At 59.5% G+C, this 17,954-nt stretch carries 12 protein-coding genes and 3 pseudogenes; 5 read left to right on the top strand and 10 right to left on the bottom strand.

Annotation, left to right across the window (positions count from 1 at the left end):
• Positions 1–219: 219 nt before the first annotated feature.
• On the top strand, positions 220–1,656 hold the full coding sequence (locus tag ACMGGN_RS06935; protein WP_196914293.1) for an IS1182 family transposase: 1,437 nt from the start codon (positions 220–222) through the stop codon (positions 1,654–1,656).
• A gap of 317 nt (positions 1,657–1,973) precedes the next feature.
• Here the strand turns inward: ACMGGN_RS06935 and ACMGGN_RS06930 are convergent, their stop codons facing one another.
• Positions 1,974–2,873, bottom strand: a complete 900-nt coding sequence (locus tag ACMGGN_RS06930) for a LysR family transcriptional regulator (protein ID WP_174142651.1) — start codon at positions 2,871–2,873, stop codon at positions 1,974–1,976.
• Between the two features lie 152 nt (positions 2,874–3,025).
• Here ACMGGN_RS06930 and ACMGGN_RS06925 point away from each other — a divergent pair, with 152 nt between their 5' ends.
• Positions 3,026–4,222, top strand: a complete 1,197-nt coding sequence (locus ACMGGN_RS06925) for an MFS transporter (RefSeq protein WP_174142652.1) — start codon at positions 3,026–3,028, stop codon at positions 4,220–4,222.
• A 122-nt stretch (positions 4,223–4,344) separates the two neighbouring features.
• Here ACMGGN_RS06925 and ACMGGN_RS06920 read toward each other — a convergent pair.
• Both ACMGGN_RS06920 and ACMGGN_RS06915 read right to left on the bottom strand, forming a co-directional pair.
• Positions 4,345–5,604, bottom strand: a pseudogene (locus ACMGGN_RS06920) (IS110 family transposase).
• A gap of 511 nt (positions 5,605–6,115) precedes the next feature.
• A pseudogene (locus ACMGGN_RS06915) lies at positions 6,116–6,226 on the bottom strand (GNAT family N-acetyltransferase); the annotation flags it as partial.
• A 178-nt stretch (positions 6,227–6,404) separates the two neighbouring features.
• Here ACMGGN_RS06915 and ACMGGN_RS06910 point away from each other — a divergent pair.
• Positions 6,405–7,538, top strand: a complete 1,134-nt coding sequence (locus ACMGGN_RS06910; protein ID WP_196914400.1) for an aminotransferase class V-fold PLP-dependent enzyme — start codon at positions 6,405–6,407, stop codon at positions 7,536–7,538.
• A 61-nt stretch (positions 7,539–7,599) separates the two neighbouring features.
• Here ACMGGN_RS06910 and ACMGGN_RS06905 read toward each other — a convergent pair whose 3' ends face one another.
• Positions 7,600–8,460: a CAP domain-containing protein gene (locus tag ACMGGN_RS06905; RefSeq protein WP_196914453.1), complete on the bottom strand. Its 861-nt coding sequence runs from the start codon at positions 8,458–8,460 to the stop codon at positions 7,600–7,602.
• 286 nt (positions 8,461–8,746) lie between these two features.
• Between ACMGGN_RS06905 and ACMGGN_RS06900 the strand changes: the two genes are divergently transcribed.
• A complete protein-coding gene (locus tag ACMGGN_RS06900; protein ID WP_196914399.1) occupies positions 8,747–9,784 on the top strand; it encodes a sensor domain-containing diguanylate cyclase in 1,038 nt (345 codons plus the stop codon).
• A 148-nt stretch (positions 9,785–9,932) separates the two neighbouring features.
• Here ACMGGN_RS06900 and ACMGGN_RS06895 read toward each other — a convergent pair whose 3' ends face one another.
• A complete protein-coding gene (locus ACMGGN_RS06895) occupies positions 9,933–11,318 on the bottom strand; it encodes an amidohydrolase family protein (protein WP_414156594.1) in 1,386 nt (461 codons plus the stop codon).
• A 37-nt stretch (positions 11,319–11,355) separates the two neighbouring features.
• Entirely contained in the window at positions 11,356–12,729 is a 1,374-nt protein-coding gene (locus ACMGGN_RS06890; protein WP_012314986.1) for a nucleobase:cation symporter-2 family protein, read from the bottom strand.
• Positions 12,730–12,867: 138 nt separating this feature from the next.
• Between ACMGGN_RS06890 and ACMGGN_RS06885 the strand changes: the two genes are divergently transcribed.
• Positions 12,868–13,758, top strand: a complete 891-nt coding sequence (locus ACMGGN_RS06885; protein WP_115274431.1) for a LysR family transcriptional regulator — start codon at positions 12,868–12,870, stop codon at positions 13,756–13,758.
• Positions 13,759–13,778: 20 nt separating this feature from the next.
• Here ACMGGN_RS06885 and ACMGGN_RS06880 read toward each other — a convergent pair whose 3' ends face one another.
• The 4 genes and pseudogenes from ACMGGN_RS06880 to ACMGGN_RS06865 form a co-directional block, all read right to left on the bottom strand.
• Entirely contained in the window at positions 13,779–14,195 is a 417-nt protein-coding gene (locus ACMGGN_RS06880; RefSeq protein ID WP_174142637.1) for a DUF6691 family protein, read from the bottom strand.
• A gap of 2 nt (positions 14,196–14,197) precedes the next feature.
• On the bottom strand, positions 14,198–14,632 hold the full coding sequence (locus ACMGGN_RS06875) for a YeeE/YedE family protein (RefSeq protein ID WP_046785774.1): 435 nt from the start codon (positions 14,630–14,632) through the stop codon (positions 14,198–14,200).
• Positions 14,633–14,726: 94 nt separating this feature from the next.
• The gene (locus ACMGGN_RS06870; RefSeq protein ID WP_046785773.1) at positions 14,727–16,046 is read right to left on the bottom strand and encodes a serine hydrolase domain-containing protein; all 1,320 of its coding nucleotides are present in this window, start codon (positions 16,044–16,046) and stop codon (positions 14,727–14,729) included.
• A 20-nt stretch (positions 16,047–16,066) separates the two neighbouring features.
• Positions 16,067–17,919, bottom strand: a pseudogene (locus ACMGGN_RS06865) (DUF1302 domain-containing protein).
• Positions 17,920–17,954: the final 35 nt, after the last annotated feature.

The raw sequence follows: 17,954 nt of genomic DNA, 5'->3' as shown, positions 1-17,954 counted from the left end.
TGCGTGAAATCTGAAATGGCTTGGTTATTCAGCTAACCCAGATTTCGCGCAGGAGCGCGAAATTCTGGTCATTTTCTAACCAGTCGGATCGCGCCAAGCGTTTTCACACAGCCTGGGTCGACAGCAGCCTGTCGCGATTGACCGCTACCGACCCAGGCTGTGTGAAAACGCCTGCGATTGTCTAACCTTCTGATCGTCGAGATCGCGGCGGGGACGATCATGAAGCGATTCATTAAAGGTGAGTCTCGGACGCAAGTCACGTTGCTGCCGGAGTGCCTGGACGACTACATCACCGAAGAAAACCCAGTTCGGGTAGTCGACGTTTTTGTCGATGAACTCGACCTTGGAACACTCGGGTTCGAGGGTGTCGATCCTGCGGCAACGGGTCGTCCGGCTTACCATCCAGCAGTGCTGCTAAAAATCTACATCTACGGCTATCTCAACCGAATTCAGTCCAGCCGCCGGCTTGAGCGTGAGGCCGAGCGTAATGTCGAGCTGATGTGGCTGACAGGCCGATTGGCGCCTGACTTCAAAACGATTGCCGACTTTCGCCGAGACAATGGTAAAGCCATTCGCAGTGTCTGCCGGCAGTTCGTTGTACTTTGCCGCAACCTCAATCTCTTCTCCCAATCGATCATCGCCATCGACGGCAGCAAATTCAAAGCCGTGAATAACCGCGACCGCAATTTCACTCAAGGCAAAGTGAAGGCGCGCATGCAGCAGATCGAGCAGAGCATCGACCGCTATCTAGCGGCAATGGATTCAGCGGATCGGGCAGCGCCGGAAGTGGCCGAGGCCAAGACTGAGCGGTTGAAAGACAAAGTCGAAAAACTGAAACAGCAGATGCAAAAACTCAAGGACATCGAGGCGCAGCTTCAAGCCAGTCCCGATCAGCAAATCTCGCTTACCGATCCAGATGCCCGTTCAATGGCCACAAGCGGCCGAGGCTCCGGCACAGTTGGGTACAACGTACAAACAGCAGTCGACGACAAACACCATCTGATCATTGCCCATGAGGTGACCAACGTTGGTAATGATCGCGGGCAACTGAGCAATATGGCTAACCAGGCACGGGAAGAAATCGGTGTTGAGGCGCTGACGGTGGTTGCTGATAGAGGCTATTACAAAGGCCCGGAAATCCTTGCTTGCGAGCAAGCTGGCATCACCACCTTTGTACCTAAACCACTGACATCGAGCAGCAAAGCGGAAGGCCGATTCGGCAAGCAGGACTTCATCTACATGGCTGCTTCGGACGAATATCGATGCCCTGCGGGTCAGTTGCTGACGCGCCGGCATTCCTCAGTGGAAGACGGCATGCTACTGCACTGCTACTGGTTTTCAGGATGCCAGAGCTGCTCGATGCAGAAGCAGTGTACGACCGGTAAAGAGCGGCGATTAAAGCGCTGGGAGCATGAAGCCGTAGTCGAAGGAGTGCAGATTCGATTGGAGCATGATCCGGGGAAGATGAAGGTTCGCCGGCAGACGGTGGAGCATCCCTTTGGCACGCTCAAATTCTGGATGGGAAGTACCCACTTCCTGACCAAAACCCTGCCGAGGGTAAGCACCGAAATGAGCCTTCACGTGCTCGCCTACAACCTCAAACGAATGATGAGCATCTTCGGCATCGCAGGGTTACTTGAGGCGATCAGGGCGTAAACCCCGCTGTTTGCTGGCCCGCAAACAGCTATATGGGCCGCTGACGCGGCCCATATAGCGCTGCAAACGTCTTTTTCGCTGGGTGAGGCTATTCGCGCTCTCGCGTGCTGATTCCACAGGCAGTCAGCTCGACTCTGAGTTTTCGATGTATTTACTGCGTTTTCACACAGCCTGGACCCATTGGTGCCCTTCGTGGAGAACAGCTATCGGCCATAAGCTGCCAGTCGAGATCCATGAAACGGGGTAGGCCAGCGAACACTTGGGAACGACGCAAGCTCGCTTTGGCGAGCAGCTGCTAGTCAGCCCCACGCGTTTGTCTAGGCCACGGCCCTTTGTGCAAAAAGCGTATCGACCATAAAGTCGATGAACACGCGAAGCTTCGGAGCAAGCTGCTTGCTCGACGGCCACAGTAGACGGAATGTGCCTTGGTGTTCGACATGCGCGTCCAGCACCGAAACCAGCTCGCCCCGTTCGATGGCCTGTCGCACCATAAAGTCCGGTAGGCACGCGATGCCCAAGCCCGCGATGGCCACGTCCATCAACGCCCCAGTGGTGTTGCACACCATTGAGGCCGGCAGCGTCCATTCCGGCGCGTCTTCGCCGCGCGCCAACGGCCAAGCCTCGAACCTTCCCGTGGAGGGGAACTTATGCTGTAAGCAGACATGGTGCGCCAGGTCAGCGGGAACCTCGGGCGATCCTTGGCTCGCCAGGTAGCTGGGCGAGGCGACTAATTGCAGGCAGTAGCTTCCGAGCGGCCGCGACATTAGGCGCGAATCGGTCGGTTCGCCGGTACGCATCACCACGTCGAAGCCTTCATCAATCACGTCCACCAGCCGATCTGAGAAATCCACGTCCAGCTCAATAGCTGGATAGCGATGCATGAAGGCTGTCAGCGCGGGCATTACCAGCATTCCGACCAAGGGCAGGCTGATGCGCAGCCGACCCTTGGGCGCTTGCTGGATTTGGGACAGCTCAAGCTCGGCCGCCTCGGCTTCACAGAGAATGCGCCGGCAGCGTTCCAAGAACAGGCCACCTTCGGCGGTCAGCGTAATGCTACGCGTACTTCGGTGGAACAGACGCACGCCCAGCCGTTCCTCCAGCCGGGACACGCTTTTTCCCACGGCTGACGATGATATCCCTATGTTGCGCCCAGCCTCCGAGAAACTGCGGGTATCCGCTGCCTGTATGAAAATCGCGATGCCGCTCAGCCACTCCATCGTCGCGCCTATCTAGGAAAATTAGTCCGATATGTTCTGAATATAAGCATTATGGTTTTATAACGGAAATAACAACAAGATGACTGCCCACATTCACTTTGTGCCGGTTCCGTGCCATTGAGTCCGCAATCGACACCCGACAAGGCAGTCCTATGGTACGTTCAACAACAACTCTTGGCTGTGGCGCCCCAAGCGCACACCTTCCCGTTACATCACTGCTGGCCCTAGCGCTGGCCGGCTTCGTCACGATCCTAACGGAAGCCTTGCCGGCGGGCTTATTACCTCAGATCAGCGCCGGCTTGGGAGTCTCCGAAGCACTAGCCGGGCAGCTCGTAACCATCTATGCCGTCGGTTCGCTGTTAGCGGCGATTCCTTTGACCACCGCCACGCAGGGCGTGCGCCGCCGCCCGCTGCTGCTGGCGGCAATCGCGGGCTTCGTGGTCGCTAATACCGTGACCACGTTTTCCGACAGTTATGTGCTGACGATAATTGCACGCTTCCTGGCGGGTGTATCGGCCGGACTGCTTTGGGCGCTGCTGGCCGGCTATGCGGCGCGCATGGTGCCCGAACATCAAAAAGGCAGAGCCATCGCCATTGCGATGGTTGGCACTCCATTGGCACTGTCGCTTGGCGTGCCAGCTGGAACCTTCCTTGGGAAGTTGGTGGGCTGGCGGACTTGCTTTGGCATCATGAGCGGGCTGGCACTGGTGCTCATGGTGTGGGTGCGCGTCAAGGTGCCGGACTTCGCCGGGCAGGCAGTGGGCAAGCGGTTGTCGCTGGGTCATGTGTTTGCTGTGGCTGGTGTGCTTCCGGTGCTTTTCGTGGTGTTGGCCTTTGTGCTGGCGCACAACATCCTCTACACCTACATCGCGCCGTTCCTGACGGCAGCGGGCATGGCCGAACGCACGGACTTGGCGCTGCTGGTGTTCGGCGTCACCTCCCTGCTGGGAATCTGGATCGTCGGCGTGCTGATCGACTGCCATCTGCGTACGTTGACACTCACCAGTACGGCCTTGTTCGGCTTGGCGGCGATGGCACTGGGCGTAGCTGCTGATGCACCGGCAGTGATTTATGTTGCGGTGGCGACCTGGGGCCTGGCCTTTGGCGGCGCGGCAACTCTGTTCCAGACTGCCATTGCTAAGACTGCTGGCGACGCGGCCGACGTTGCGCAGTCAATGCTGGTCACTGCCTGGAACATGGCAATCGCGGGCGGCGGCATAATCGGTGGCGTCCTGCTGGATCGCCTTGGCGTGGCCGCATTCGCGCCTGCGCTGCTGGTGCTGCTGGCGGCAACACTGGTTGTTGTATGGGCAGCAAAAGATCATGGTTTTCCTGCGTCTCCGAGATAAGCTGCGACCTACGATCCAGTAGAAAAGACGGAGCGCTTGTTGGCCTGTTCTACCCGGCATCAGCAGCTCTTGGCCGTTAGTTGCCCTCCGCAAAGGGCAGCTTCACGCCCTGAGGAAGTCAGTCAACTCAAATCGAGGGTCTTGAGAAGCGGTGAGCCGCGCTTCCTCAGCGCATTCAAATAGGTGGTTTCATCGTAAGGCGTCCTGGTTTGCCAGCACCTGTACAAAATCCGAATCCACTTGAACGCAAGTGCGCGTACAGCGGCCTGGTAACTGCTTCCTTTGGCGCGCTGCTGCCGGTAATAGGCTCCAGCCCAGAAGGACTTGTTGATGGTCTGACCTGCCCACTCAACGAAGGTTTGGCGGAGAAACGTTGGACACTGCCATCGCCAGTGCACCCAGCTTTTCTTTCCACTGCGCTCTGTGACCGGGGCTATGCCGGAATACTTTTGTAGCTCGTCTGCGCCATGGAAGCGTTCACGTTGTTCTCCAAAAGCTGCAAGTAGGCGTGGTGCCAGATGCTGGCCTGCGCCTGGCAAGCTATGAAACAACGCGTAGTCAGGTAGCGCAGAAGCTACCCGCTCAATTTCCGTATCGAACCGATCAATCACCATCAGAACGGTACGCAGTTGCTCAACCAGCGCGAGGACATGCAAACGGCATGGCTCGATGATACCGGCATCATCGGTGAGCGCAGAGGCTGCACGGATCGATGCCACGCGCGTCTGGATCAATGCGGCTCAGCGTCCGTTGTGCGAGTAAAAGAACGCCTCAAGCGTGGTTTTACGTGCCCGTTTGGCTGACAGGAGTGTCGGCCAGCGAGCTAGGAAATCGCAGAACAACAGAGTGTCCCGCTGCTCAAACCATTCCAGTGCTTGCGGGTAGTACTGCTTAAGGGTGCTACTCAGTCGGTTGGTGAAGCGCGTTTTGTCGTTGACCAAATCTCGGCGCTGTTCAATCAGGCTCAGTAGCGATCTCATTGCCACGCTCTGTGGCTTGAGTGCGGTGAACTGCTCTGGGTGGCGAAGCAGCATATCGAGTGCCAACTCTGCATCGGAGGGATCGTCCTTGGCACGACTAGGTTTAAATGCCAAACGATACCTGGCAAGCGTCGACGGATTGATGGGGAAAAGCACGAGAAAATCGTACTTCAGCAAGGCTGAGACAATCGGCCCTTTAGCAAGCTCGACAGCCACTGCGATGGGCCCACCCAAGCGCTGATGCAACGCCTTAGCCCACTCATCAATACGGTCAACCTTGTGAGGGATACAGTCGAACTCACGGTGATTTCCATCGCCAGCCTGTACGCAAATATCATGCTTGGTATCCGCCCAGTCGATATCAACGTAGGCGACAAAATGCTGAGTCATGGACGCTGTCATGTGAGCCTCCGCAAGCGATAAAATAGCTGCCAGGGACATGCATGCTTGCGTTCAGCGAAGGCAATATAGTGAGCCGGTGCGACGGCGAACCCTGAGTATTCGTTATCGAGCGCAAGCGCACCTGTAGACTCGAAGCTAAAGCGGCAAACGTCATGCGTTTGGGTCGAAATATTCGTAGTCTACGGGTGCATGTTCCACCCTCGTTGACAGCTACCTGCCAACCGATACCAGTATCGTTGACGGTGGAACGGACTATCTATAATGGGTCGACAGCGGTCAGTCGCGACCGACTGCTGTCGGGCCGTAACAGACATCTGTAACCGGGTAGGCGTACGGCGAACTCCAGTCTCGCCATCAGCCACGGCATCAATGCCAACGTCATCCGTAAATGCCTACCGCTCTACCAAGAGCAGCCGGCGGCAACGCTGCCAGCTTTCATCACGCCAAGAGCGCAAGCGTTGCAGTTGCAGCCCCAGATCGAGGCGATGAGCATAGATAGTCTGGGCTAATCCTTAACGATCACATCAGGCGGGTAGTCCTGTGAATTTGACTCACGCAGGGCGGCTAGAACTACGCGGCTAATCGCTGCTGCATCTCTGCTCGTGGCGGGACGAAGTAACATTCCATGCTGAGACCTCAATCCTGAAGAATTACAGCTTAGCGCATCGCAATGTGCCTTCCCCAAGCTATGGTGGTAACTGCCGTTTAACTGACGCCACATCAGTACCGCCCCGTCCTGTCATCTGCCAAAGCTTGGGGCGGGGTCGATACCACTGACATCCATGCCAAAGGAGTCACCTATGTCAACGCTTTATCCCAGTATTGATCCTGAGGGGCTGGTCGAGTACTCGGTGGTCTACACCGACCGCTCGCTCAATCACATGTCACAGGCATTTCAAGGCGTGATGAAAAACATTTCCAAGACCCTGAAACAGGTCTACAACGCCCAGGCTGTTGCGGTGGTACCAGGGAGCGGCACATTCGGCATGGAAGCGGTGGCACGGCAGTTTGCCACCGGCCAGCAATGCTTGGTGATACGCAACGGCTGGTTCAGCTATCGCTGGAGCCAGATCCTTGAGATGGGCAACATTCCGGCAGCCACAACGGTGCTGAAAGCCCGACCGATAGACACGGGTCGCCAAGCGGCTTACGCCCCACCACCTCTTGACGAAGTCCTGGCAGCCATCAAGGCGCAGAAGCCGCAGATGGTCTTCGCCCCCCACGTTGAAACCTCATCAGGGATTATCCTGCCCGACGAATACGTCCGGGCCGTCGGCGACGCCGTGCATGAAGTGGGTGGCTTGTTCGTGCTGGACTGCATCGCCTCCGGCACGCTTTGGGTTGATATGCAGAAATGTGCAGTGGACTTGCTGATCAGCGCACCGCAGAAAGGCTGGAGCGCCTCCCCTTGCTGTGCCTTGGTGATGTTCAGCGCGTTGGCCCTGGAGCGCGTGGAGCAGACGCGTAGCAGCAGCTTTGCCTGCGACCTGAAAAAGTGGCTTCAGATCATGCAGGCCTACGAACAGGGCGGGCATGCCTACCATGCGACCATGCCTAGCGACTCGCTCGCGCGATTCAACGACGTGATGAACGAGATGCAGGCCTACGGTTTCGATAAGGTCCGCGGCGAACAACAGGCCCTGGGCGATCGGGTGCGCACCATGTTGACCCGTAAAGGCATCAAAAGCGTGGCTGCTGCCGGTTTTCAGGCCCCTGGCGTAGTGGTGAGCTACACCGACGATGCGGGTATCAAGACCGGTAAGAAATTTGCCGATCACGGCCTGCAGATCGCCGCCGGGGTACCGTTGCAATGCGACGAGCCCGCCGATTTCCAGACCTTCCGCATCGGTCTGTTCGGGCTCGAAAAACTGCACAATATCGAGCGCACGGTCAGCACCCTTGAGCAGGCGATCGACGAAGTGATGGCGAGCTAAGCCATCATCCTGGCCCCAGCACCTACCGCAGGTGAATTTGCCCCCAAAGGCGCGCCCACTTTCAAGGTGCGCCGAACAGCATCGTCCAGTACACACCCTCATCGCTACGCGAGTTCGCAGCAAAAGCAGCGCCCACTTGGGTAAACATCGGGTTCATCAGGTTGGCACAATGCCCGGGACTGGCCAGCCAGCCTGCCATCGCCTTGCTTGCAGCCCCCTGCCCGGCAGCAATATTCTCGCCGATCTGGCGTCCACGGTACCCGGCATCGCGCGCCCGGTCTGCCGGTAGATCGCCGTTGGGGTCGCGGTGCGCAAAGAAATTGGCGTTGGCCATCGCCCGACTGTGTCTCTGCGCAGCCGCGCCCAAGGCGGTATTCCAGGCCAACGGACGTGCAGCGGCGAAGCGCTGGCGGCCACACAGACGCGGCTTCGACCGTGCTGCGTTGACCTGTGCCAGCAACGCTTTGCCAACGGATTGACCATTGCCGAGCTGGGCATCGAGCAAGGGGCGCGCCAACACTACCCGCCACACGTTCCGGTCACGACTGATACCAATATCGGCAAATTGGCTATCGAGCAAAGCAGCGCAGTAGTCGCTGCGCAGCATGTCAAAGGCCTCCTCGGCATCCCGGGCGCCGACCAGACGGATGGCCCGCACCCTCACCGCCTGGTAGCCGACAGCCTTCAACCCTTCCCGCAAACCACCGCTATAGCCGGCAGGCAACGCCAGCTTCGACTTTAATGCCAGCGGCGTCGACACCTGAACCAGGCGTCTCTGGCAGCGCTGTGGTTGGGCGCGGTAGTCGTTGATGGCCTCTACCAGTTGCCGCTCCCCGCTGGCATGGGCGGGGCTGACGAACAAGGAGAGCAAGGCAACGAGGCAAAACGAAAAAATGGCGGAGTAGCGGACAGCGTGGCGCATGGGCGAACGGCTCAAGAAGGATGACGGCAGCAAAGCCACTTGAAGGGGCTCGGCTCAGACTGGGCGTCTCAAGTAAGGTTCAAGCGGCAATGATGATTTGTCGGTAGAGCGAAGCGCTGGCTTGGGGCGTGGCCGCCAGATTTCCGCACTTGGCCTGGAAACGGAGCGGTTTGGCTCCTATACCAGAACAGCCGGTTTTGGTAGACAATCGCCAGCCGATCCTGACCTCGCAGAGAGCGCTGCGGCCTTTGACAGGCGCCGCCCGCCCCCAGAAAAAGGAAGTCCCATGCCAGCTTGCCCCCTCCCCACCGACGAAGCAGCTCGCCAGCGCACGCTGGATGAGATGCACCTGCTCGATACGCCGGCCGAGCATTACCTCGACACCCTGGTACGGCTTACCCAGCAACTGGCACAAGTGGACACGGTGCTGATCAGCCTGATCGACCAAGAGCGCCAGTGGTTCAAGGCACGTATCGGGCTGGCGGCCAGCGAGACGCCGCGCAACGTTTCTTTCTGTGGCTACGCCATCCTTGGGGAGGACACATTGTTGGTGCCCGATGCCACGCGTGACCCGCGTTTCGTCGACAACCCGCTGGTACTCAGCGCCCCCTATATCCGCTTTTACGCAGGGCACCCCCTGCGCGCGGGGAATGGCAAGGCCATAGGGACATTGTGCATGCTCGACCCCCGCCCGCGCACGCTGAACGAAACGCAGCAAGCGAACTTCAAGGACCTGGCCACGCTTGCAGAGGGTTATCTGCAGCTGCGTGGCCTGATCCAGAGTAACCGTGACTTGCGCCTGGAAATGGACCGAGAGCAGCGCAAGGCCATGCTTGATCCGTTGACGCAGTTGTGGAACCGCAACGGTCTGACAGCGTTTCAGGACCACGAGCGGCGCCGGGCAGCACAGAGCAGCCTGCGCCTGGGGGCGATCTATGCGGACCTTGACCATTTCAAAAGCATCAACGACAGGTATGGCCATACCAGCGGCGATCAGGTGCTTTGCGAATGCGCCCGCCGCCTGCGCGCAGCCCTGCGCCCGGACGATCTCGTGGTGCGCCAGGGCGGTGAGGAATTCGTCGCTCTGGTCAGGGTCAACGACAGCGAAGAGCTCAAGGGGATTGCCGAGCGGGTTCGGCAGATGATCGGCAGCGAGCCGGTACAACTTTCCACCGGCCCGCTACGGGCCAGCGTGAGCATCGGCTGCACGCTGCTCAACGATGACGAACACCTCGACCAGGCGCTGGAACGCGCCGACACCGGGCTCTACAGCGCCAAGCAGAATGGGCGGGACCGGGTGGTTTACGTGCAATCGGTAGACTGAGCGAAAGCCGCAAGGCACTGGTGCTCCAGCTCGATACCGAAAGCCGCCAGATCCGACTCGACCACGCCCAGGGATACCACCGCACCGCTCGCGTCAGGATGGGGCCCTGGCCGTGCCCTGTATGTCGGCCGTCTGCCTGGAGCCGACCTTATGAAGCCGCTACGCGCTGGAGCTCATTGACCGATACGCCAGTTTGCTCGAGCCAGGCTTTACGTCGGGCAAACAATGCAGGCGCGATGACGTTGACCTCTGTGATCAACACATCCAGCTCGGCATTTTTCAAGTGCCCGTTTTCGACCAGTACCCGCCCGGCCACCATGGTCAGGTCGACATCCCCACCCTGGACCGCATGGACGAGGTTGTGATGAAGATTGGCCAGCGGTCCTTGGGTGATCAACGGTGTCATTCTTGGCGTATCAATGCGCACCGCGATGATGTCCGCTGCCTTGCCTTTTTCCAGGGAGCCGATCTGCTTGTCCATACCCAGCGCGCGGGCGCCGTCAATGGTCGCCATGCGACAAACCGACCATGCGTCGAGGGCAGCAGCATTGAGGCTGACGAACTTGGCCAACAGCGATGACACTTTCATTTCCTCGAACATATCCAGGTTGTTGTTTTCTTTCTCGCCATCGGTCCCCAAACCGACCGCGACGCCGGCCGCCAGCATTTTTTCCACCGGTGCGGCACCCGAGGCCAGTTTCATATTGCTGACCGGGTTGTGCGCCACTCCGACTTTGCGCTCGGCCATCAAAGCAATTTCGGCATCGTCCACCCAGACACAGTGAGCGAGCAACACCTTCCTGGCATTGAGCAGGCCGAACTTTTCCAAAGCCTGGACCGGCCTGATGCCATGGCGGCGAAGGGTTTCTTCAACATCGAAGCGGCTTTCGTTGCTGTGGGTGTGGAATCCGACGTCATTGGCTTTGCAGATATCGGCAATTCGTTGCCAGGCCTTGGGCACTGCATAGAACAGGTGTTCCAGGCCGACCCAGACATTGATGCGGCCATTGGCTGCACCATGCCAGCGCTCGATCAAGGTTTCATTACTGTCCAACGTCTCGAAGTAGTCATGGTCCGGGTGCTCTGCTACATATGGCACGAGCACCGCCCGGATGCCGAGCTCATTGGCCGCTTCGGCGCTACCGTGCATGTACCGCCACATGTCCACAATAGTCGTGGTGCCGGACAACAGCGCTTCGCTATAGCAGAGCATGGAAGCCAGGCGTGCTTCGCTGGGCAGCAGAACGCGGTGCATGGGGTCAATATACTGCTGCAGCCAGTCCCATACCGGCAAACCTTCCGCCGTACCGCGAAGGATGCCGGAATGGCAGTGGGTGTTGACCAGCCCGGGCATCAGCAGCCGATCGGTCAGGCGCCGGACCTTGGCTTCGGGATACCGCGTGAGCAACTCAGTTGCAGGGCCGACGTCGGCAATCACGCCGTCGCAAATCAATACGGCGCCATCCTCAATGACGGTGTTAAAGGCGTCCATGGTAAGCACCACGTCAGCCCTCAGGAGTTCACTGATCATCATGTTCGACCTTTTATGAATGTTTCTGGAGGGCCGGTATTCAGCTTTCGCCAAGTACCGCGTTACGCGCCGCACTGGCCTGCGCTTCATCTGTTTTGGTAGGTCCGTTGAACACCAGGTTGAGGATCAGTGCAGTGAGCACACTGAGGATGATCCCGCTTTCGGTGAACACCCGACTCCATTGGGGAAGGTGGTGGAAATACAGCGGGGAAACCATCGGGATCATGCCAATGCCAACGCTGGTGGCGGCAATCAGCAAGTTGTAGCGCGACTGCTCGAAGTCAACCGTAGACAGGATGCGCACCCCCATGAGCGTAACCATGCCGAACATCACCATGCCTGCGGCGCCGAGCACATATTGCGGTGTCGACGCCACCACATACGCCAGTTTTGGAAAGAGCCCGAGGGCGATGAGGATCAGCGCACCGGCTATGCACACATAGCGACTCTTGACCCCGGTCATGGTGACCAGGCCGATGTTCTGCGAAAACGACGTGTAGGGAAATGCATTGAATACGCCGCCGACAATGGCGCCCATGCCATCGGCACGAAGTCCGCGCACCAGGCGCTGGCGGCTGGTGGGCCGGTCGACCATGCTTCCCAATGCCAGGAACATCCCCGTCGACTCGACCATGGTCACCAACATCACCATGCACATTGAGATCACGGCAACGGCGTCGAACGTCGGCAGGCCAAACGCAAAGGGCGTGATGGTGGAGAACCAAGGCGTTTGAGCGATGCCATCAAGGACGATATCCCCGCGAATGAAGGCAATCACAAAACCGACCAATACACCCAGCAACACTGCAATATTGGCAATAAAGCCTTTAGCGAATCGGTTGAGCCCTAGAATCAACAGTAACTGAGCCAGCGAGATAGCCAGGTAGACCGGGTTGCCGTAATCCGGATTGGGCCCGCCATCAGCCAGCGTTGGTTGTCCGCCGGCTGACCAGTCGATGCCAACGCGCATCAGGCTGATGCCAATCACCAGCAACACAGTCCCCGTCACCACCGGCGGAAAATAGCGCAGCAGCCGCCCCATCACCGGGGCGAACAGAAAACCAAACAGACCCGACGCGATAATCGCACCATACACGCCCGGCAGGCCGAGGCCGGGGGTCACGGCGATGGCAATCATCGGCGTGACCGAAGCGAAGGTCACGCCCATCATGATGGGCAGCTGAATGCCGAAAAAACGGTTGCCCGCGCACTGCAAGAGCGTCGCCAGGCCCGCCGCAAAAAGATCGGCATTTATGATCAGGGTCAACTGGTCCTTGGGAAGTTTCAGTGCAGCGCCGAGGATCAGCGGCACAATAATGCAGGCCGAATACATCACCAGCACATGCTGAAAGCCAAGTACTGCAGTTTGTATCAGCGGTAAGCGCTGATCTACCGGGTGCACGCTAGGGGTCATTTGTCCTCTCCTGAAACGTATTGTCGAGGCAGTGATGAAATAAATAGTTATTGTGGTTATGGGTAGCGCAGCACCACCATGCGCCAGCCCGTACCCGTTGTAAAAATGGGTCCCATTTAATTTTTTTATGGAGCAGCGATGAGGTTGTCTCTTGAACAACTGGCCGCTTTTTCTGCGGTCGTCAGTGAGCGCTCTTTTTCGGCCGCAGCACGCAAATTGGGCAAGTCGCAATCCGCTGTGAGCATTTCCGTTGGCAACCTGGAAATCGATCTGGGAATTACCCTGTTTGATCGCAGTCAGCGCTATCCACAACTCACCAATGAAGGCAGGGCCTTGTTGCGTGACGCCGAGGCGATTCTGGGTCAGTGCTGCAACATGGAAAGTCGTGCGAGCAGCCTGGCGCAGGCGTTGGAGACTGAGCTAGTGATCAGCATCGACGAGGCGATCCCCTATCAGTCCCTTGCACCTGTTCTAGAGGAATTCTCCCGCCGATTCCCCCATGTCGACCTTACTGTGTTGCATCCTTGCGGGCAGGATGTACTGACAATGATCGAAGACAAAAAACTATTGCTTGCCATGATGTGTACCCGCACTCATTACCCGCGAAATCTGCAATTCATACGCCTTGGCAGCATCACGTTCAGCAACGTCGTCGGCCGCCAACACCCTCTGGTCGCAATGCCCACCGTCAGCTTCAATCAATTGAGCAACTACCGACAGTTGATCTACCTCCCCTTCCAGGACCGCTTGCCCACCAGTGAATACCTGAATTCACCCAACCATTGGCGTGTAGAAAGCTATTTGACCTTGATGGACATGCTGCGCGCAGGCATGGGATGGGCCACAGTGCCCAGGCAACTGATACAAGCGTTGGGTCCCAATGGGGAGTTTGTGGAACTGCAGCTGGAAGCTTACCCGTACACCGATTGGACGGTAGGCGTCGACCTTGTCTGGTCGTCAGGCTTGCGTTTGGGCAAAGCGGGTACCTGGCTGCGTGAGGCGCTGGGGCGAACGCCGATAGCGACGTAAAAATTAGAACGCAGACCTCATCAAGATGTACGCCCCTGCAGCACAGTGAACGCATACATCCCCGCCAGCATTGCCACTACGAATACCAGTACCTGCCAGTGCCCGGTAAGCGAGATGGCGACCGCAGGCCCCGGGCAGATGCCGGCAATGCCCCAGCCTACGCCAAACACCAGGCTGCCACCGATCAGGCGGGCGTCCAGCTCCCTTTTCACAGGTATCTGCATGGGGGCGCCAAGCAACGACCGCTTGTGTTTGCGTGCCCAGTTCAGCGGAGCAGCCGCCACCGCGATGGCCCCTGCCATCACCAGTGCGAGTGACGGATCCCAGGCCCCGGCCACATCGAGAAAAGCCAACACCTTGGCGGGGTTCGCCATGCCTGCCAACAACAGGCCAAGACCAAAGATCAAGCCGGCGAAAAAAGCTGTCAACTTGCTCATTCTCAGGCCCCCAGCGCATGGCGGATGACGTACACGGTCGCAAAACCGCTGGCCATGAAGCACACCGTGGCCACGATTGAACGGGGTGACAAGCGCGAGACTCCACACACACCGTGGCCACTGGTACAGCCTGAGCCGTACCGTGTCCCAAGGCCAACCAGCAGCCCGGCAATCACCAACGCCGGCCACGAGGTGTCGATCTCGATTTCCGGCAGCACGGCGAACAGCCCCCACACCAATGGCGCGATCAGCAGGCCGAGAAGAAACAGCGCCTTCTCGCCCCAGCCCTCACTGCCCCATTGCATCACACCTGCAAGCAGGCCGCTGATGCCGGCGATGCGACCATTGGCCAGAATGAACAGGCTGGCGGCCAGCCCGATCAAGGCCCCTCCCCCCAAAGCACTCCAGGGTGTGAAGTTGATCCAATCAATGTTCATGTTGCATCTCCGGCGCAGTGAAGCTGGTAAAGGGCGTTGAACAGCACATCAACATGGCAGGCATGATAACGATTTGCCAGGCGCCCCACACCGCTCAACCCGGCAGCGCCGCCAACACCGCAGTGACCATGCCGTTGAACGTCGCCGGCGAGTCCACCACGCGCGCAGTGACTTTCGCCTCACCGTCGGCACGGGTGGCGCGCCGGGCCTGGTCGGCAGTGGCCGAGAGCTTGACGATCACCACTTCGCGGCGCGGGTTGATATAGATTTTCTGGCCGAAGCGCCCGCTGGCCTCGACTGAGCCGTCGCCATCATTTTTCTGGAACCAGTAGTTGCGATAAGCGTAGCCCGGGCGGCCGGGGGCAAGGTTGCCTTGGGCAAACAACGCCGGGTCGGCGGGCTGGAAAGTGCTGCGCACCGCTTGGTTGAAGCTGTCATCCTTGACGTCACGGGCCAGCTCACGGCGCACCCGTTCGGCGAAGCGCGCGCTGTCGCGCAGGTTGCAGCTGATACCGCCGCTGGCCATCTCGGTACCGAGCGGGTCGACTTGAACATAGGCATCGTCCTGGGCAAAGCGTGACCAGATACGTTGTTCAACCAGTTGGGCCCAGTTCAGCCCGGTGATGCGCCGCAGCGCCCAGGCCAACGCTTCGGGTGAACCGTTCTGGTAGAAGAACAACGGTTTGGCGCCTGAGCCGGACGCCTTTCGTGCGTGCTGGAGGAAACTGTAGATATCCCCCGGCATGCCCTCGGCCCGAGGTATCAACCCGGTAGCGGCAAACAGCCCAAGGTCCGGCGGCACTTGCGGCGGGTACTCCACAGCCACCTGCATGTCGAGGTTGGCTTGCACCGTCGCCTCGCCAAACGGCGTGCCGCTGAGTTCCGGCACGTAATGCGCCAGTGTACGTTGCGGGTCCAGCGTGCCTTCGGCGATCAGTTGGGCGGCGATCAGGCCAGTCACCGACTTGGTCATCGAGGCCCAGATATGCGGCTGGCCGGGTTGGAAGCCCTCCAGATAACGCTCGTACACCACCTGGCCACGGTGCAGCACGATAAGCCCGTCGGTGCTGGTCTGTTGCAGGTAGCTCGCCAACGTCAGGGGCTGCTCGCCGGCATTGAACGCCACCTGGTCCAGTGGCAGCTCGGTACCTGCTGGCAAGGCTAACGGTGTGGAAGCGCGGCCGATGCCCCGGGTCGGCGAAACCTCGCGGGCGTGGCGCATGGACCAGCGCAGGTAAGGTGGCTGGAACGCGTTGGCCTGGTTCACGCGCAACTGCGGTGCGGGTGGAAACCCTTGCATCACGCCCTGCTCTGCCGGTGCGCTGCTGGCCATGCCCGGGGCAAGTGTACTGGCCAGCATCAGAGCGATGGCCGGCAGGTTGGCGGGTGAAGCGTGCATGCTGCGTTTGGACATTGTCTTGCTCCTGGGTTGGTCTAGAAGTTGGCGCCCACGCTGAATGCCACATAGTCGCGGTCGCCGCGGGTGCCGTAATCGCCATCGAGATAATCGGTGTAGGCAAGGCTTGCCCAGTACTTGGTGGCCAGCGCCACGTCGACGCCCAGGCTGATCGAGCGCGAGCCTTCATTGAAGCCCGAGCCGTCGGCAGGCGAATAGCCTTTCACATCGTGGGACCAGGCCAGGTTGGGACGGATGTCCACGCCCGGGACCAGGTTCTGATAGCTCCAGGTCGCGCGCAGGCGGTAGCCCCAGGAAAACGGCGTGACGAACCCTTCGCCGCTGCAGTCGCCAGGGCTTTTCGAAATCGCCTGGCAAAGGCTGTTGTCGGCCAGCTCTCCGTTGCCGTAGGCCCCGGAGCGGCCATAGCGCGGCCCGAAACGCCCCTCGAGCCCACCCACATAGGTTGCGCCCACCTCCCCCATCAACAGCAGCTGGTTGGCCCCCATGACCTGGCTGAACGCTTGCACTGCCGACACTTGGGCCTGGGTCACCTCTTTGCGTCGATAACCGTCGAACAACGTATCGTCGGTCGAAGGGCGCAGGCCTTCGGCGTTGAGCGGGCTGCGGCCCGGGGCGTTGAGCAGCGACTGCAGTACATCGTTGCCGTTGAGCTGCACCGGCTGGTTGGGGCGGTGACTCAACTCCCCCTGCACAGCGGTACCGTTGTGCAGGGTGGTGGCGAAGGTGATGCCGTAGAGCCGGATATCCTCAGGGTACTGCGCCAGGTACTGCGAGGTTCCCATGCGCAGGGCGCCGGCCAAGGTCTGCCCCGCGCTCGAAGCCAGGAAGGCACCGCAGCCGGACAGGGGCACGCCAATGTTGCCGCACAAGTCCCTGGCAAAACCGGTATTGGCGAAGTAGCGGCTGCTGACGGTACCCAGGTAGGGAGAGCGGCTGTGGTAGTTGGCCGCGAACAGGCCAAACTCGGTATCCAGCGACTGGACATACCAGTGCAAGGCAAAACCCCATTGGCCTCCATTGCGCGCATCCTGGTCGGCCCCGCGCGGCACGCGCACGCCCTCATCGGCAAGCGTCACGCCCATGGACGCCAGCGCTTGGGAAACCCCCGGGTTGGTGACCATCTGCCCACCGACATCCAGGCCTTGGCAGCCCTCGGGCATGAAGTCATTGCCGGAGAAGAAGGTCGCACAGTTGTCCAACCGGGTCTGCTCCCAGTCCAGTTGGTAGAAGGCGTCGAATGACAGGGCCTGGTTGAGGTTTTGCGTGACATACAACAGGTTGACCGGCGCCAGCGCGTCTTTGACCTCTGAGCCTGGCCGGCGCAGTGCGGCCTGATTGAACGGGCTGATCACGTTCAGCCCCCCTGAATGAACAGGCTTTCGCCCCAGTTCACCACCTGATTGCCAAGGCGCACTGAGCCGGGCTCACCGTCGATGTCGTAGAGGGCATAGGCAAACGCATCGAGCAGTTCCGCTGCGGCGGTTTTGGCCGATGCCTGGCGGTTGTGGTCGTCGATGTCGACAGCACGCTGGCTGTGGTCGCGTTGCACCGTGTCATACCAGTAGGTGCCGCGCAGAAACACCCCGACGTTGTCCCGCTGCAGTTCCAGGTCATGGGTTGCTTTGAAAATGGCCGAGAACACATCACCCGAGCGGTAGTTCCGCCGGCCGTCATTACTGTTGGCGGCCTGCAACAGCTGCTTGTCGGGGTTGGCTGTACTGACGGCGGTGCCGAAAGAAAGCGCCGTATCGAAGCGGCCTTCGAGCGGGCCGGCCTGGAATTGCAGGGCAGCCGCCGGGGTGGCGAGCAGGCAGCATAGAGCCGCCAGCGGCGCTTGGCGCCGGCAGAAATGGATGTATACGCTCACTCTTAACCTCTTGTTGTTTTATTCGAGAGTGAAAG

It is taken from the genome of Pseudomonas sp. BNK-30 (assembly GCF_047456185.1).
GTDB lineage: Bacteria > Pseudomonadota > Gammaproteobacteria > Pseudomonadales > Pseudomonadaceae > Aquipseudomonas > Aquipseudomonas putida_E.
This window is presented reverse-complemented; position numbering and strand designations above follow the sequence as displayed.

Bases quoted from the DNA above. Each gene is read 5' to 3' on its own strand.
- ACMGGN_RS06875 (WP_046785774.1), bottom strand. From the start codon at position 14,632: ATGAACATTGATTGGATCAACTTCACACCCTGGAGTGCTTTGGGGGGA.
- ACMGGN_RS06885 (WP_115274431.1), top strand. From the start codon at position 12,868: ATGAGGTTGTCTCTTGAACAACTGGCCGCTTTTTCTGCGGTCGTCAGT.
- ACMGGN_RS06900 (WP_196914399.1), top strand. From the start codon at position 8,747: ATGCCAGCTTGCCCCCTCCCCACCGACGAAGCAGCTCGCCAGCGCACG.
- ACMGGN_RS06895 (WP_414156594.1), bottom strand. From the start codon at position 11,318: ATGATGATCAGTGAACTCCTGAGGGCTGACGTGGTGCTTACCATGGAC.
- ACMGGN_RS06905 (WP_196914453.1), bottom strand. From the start codon at position 8,460: ATGCGCCACGCTGTCCGCTACTCCGCCATTTTTTCGTTTTGCCTCGTT.
- ACMGGN_RS06935 (WP_196914293.1), top strand. From the start codon at position 220: ATGAAGCGATTCATTAAAGGTGAGTCTCGGACGCAAGTCACGTTGCTG.
- ACMGGN_RS06890 (WP_012314986.1), bottom strand. From the start codon at position 12,729: ATGACCCCTAGCGTGCACCCGGTAGATCAGCGCTTACCGCTGATACAA.
- ACMGGN_RS06910 (WP_196914400.1), top strand. From the start codon at position 6,405: ATGTCAACGCTTTATCCCAGTATTGATCCTGAGGGGCTGGTCGAGTAC.
- ACMGGN_RS06930 (WP_174142651.1), bottom strand. From the start codon at position 2,873: ATGGAGTGGCTGAGCGGCATCGCGATTTTCATACAGGCAGCGGATACC.
- ACMGGN_RS06880 (WP_174142637.1), bottom strand. From the start codon at position 14,195: ATGAGCAAGTTGACAGCTTTTTTCGCCGGCTTGATCTTTGGTCTTGGC.
- ACMGGN_RS06925 (WP_174142652.1), top strand. From the start codon at position 3,026: ATGGTACGTTCAACAACAACTCTTGGCTGTGGCGCCCCAAGCGCACAC.
- ACMGGN_RS06870 (WP_046785773.1), bottom strand. From the start codon at position 16,046: ATGTCCAAACGCAGCATGCACGCTTCACCCGCCAACCTGCCGGCCATC.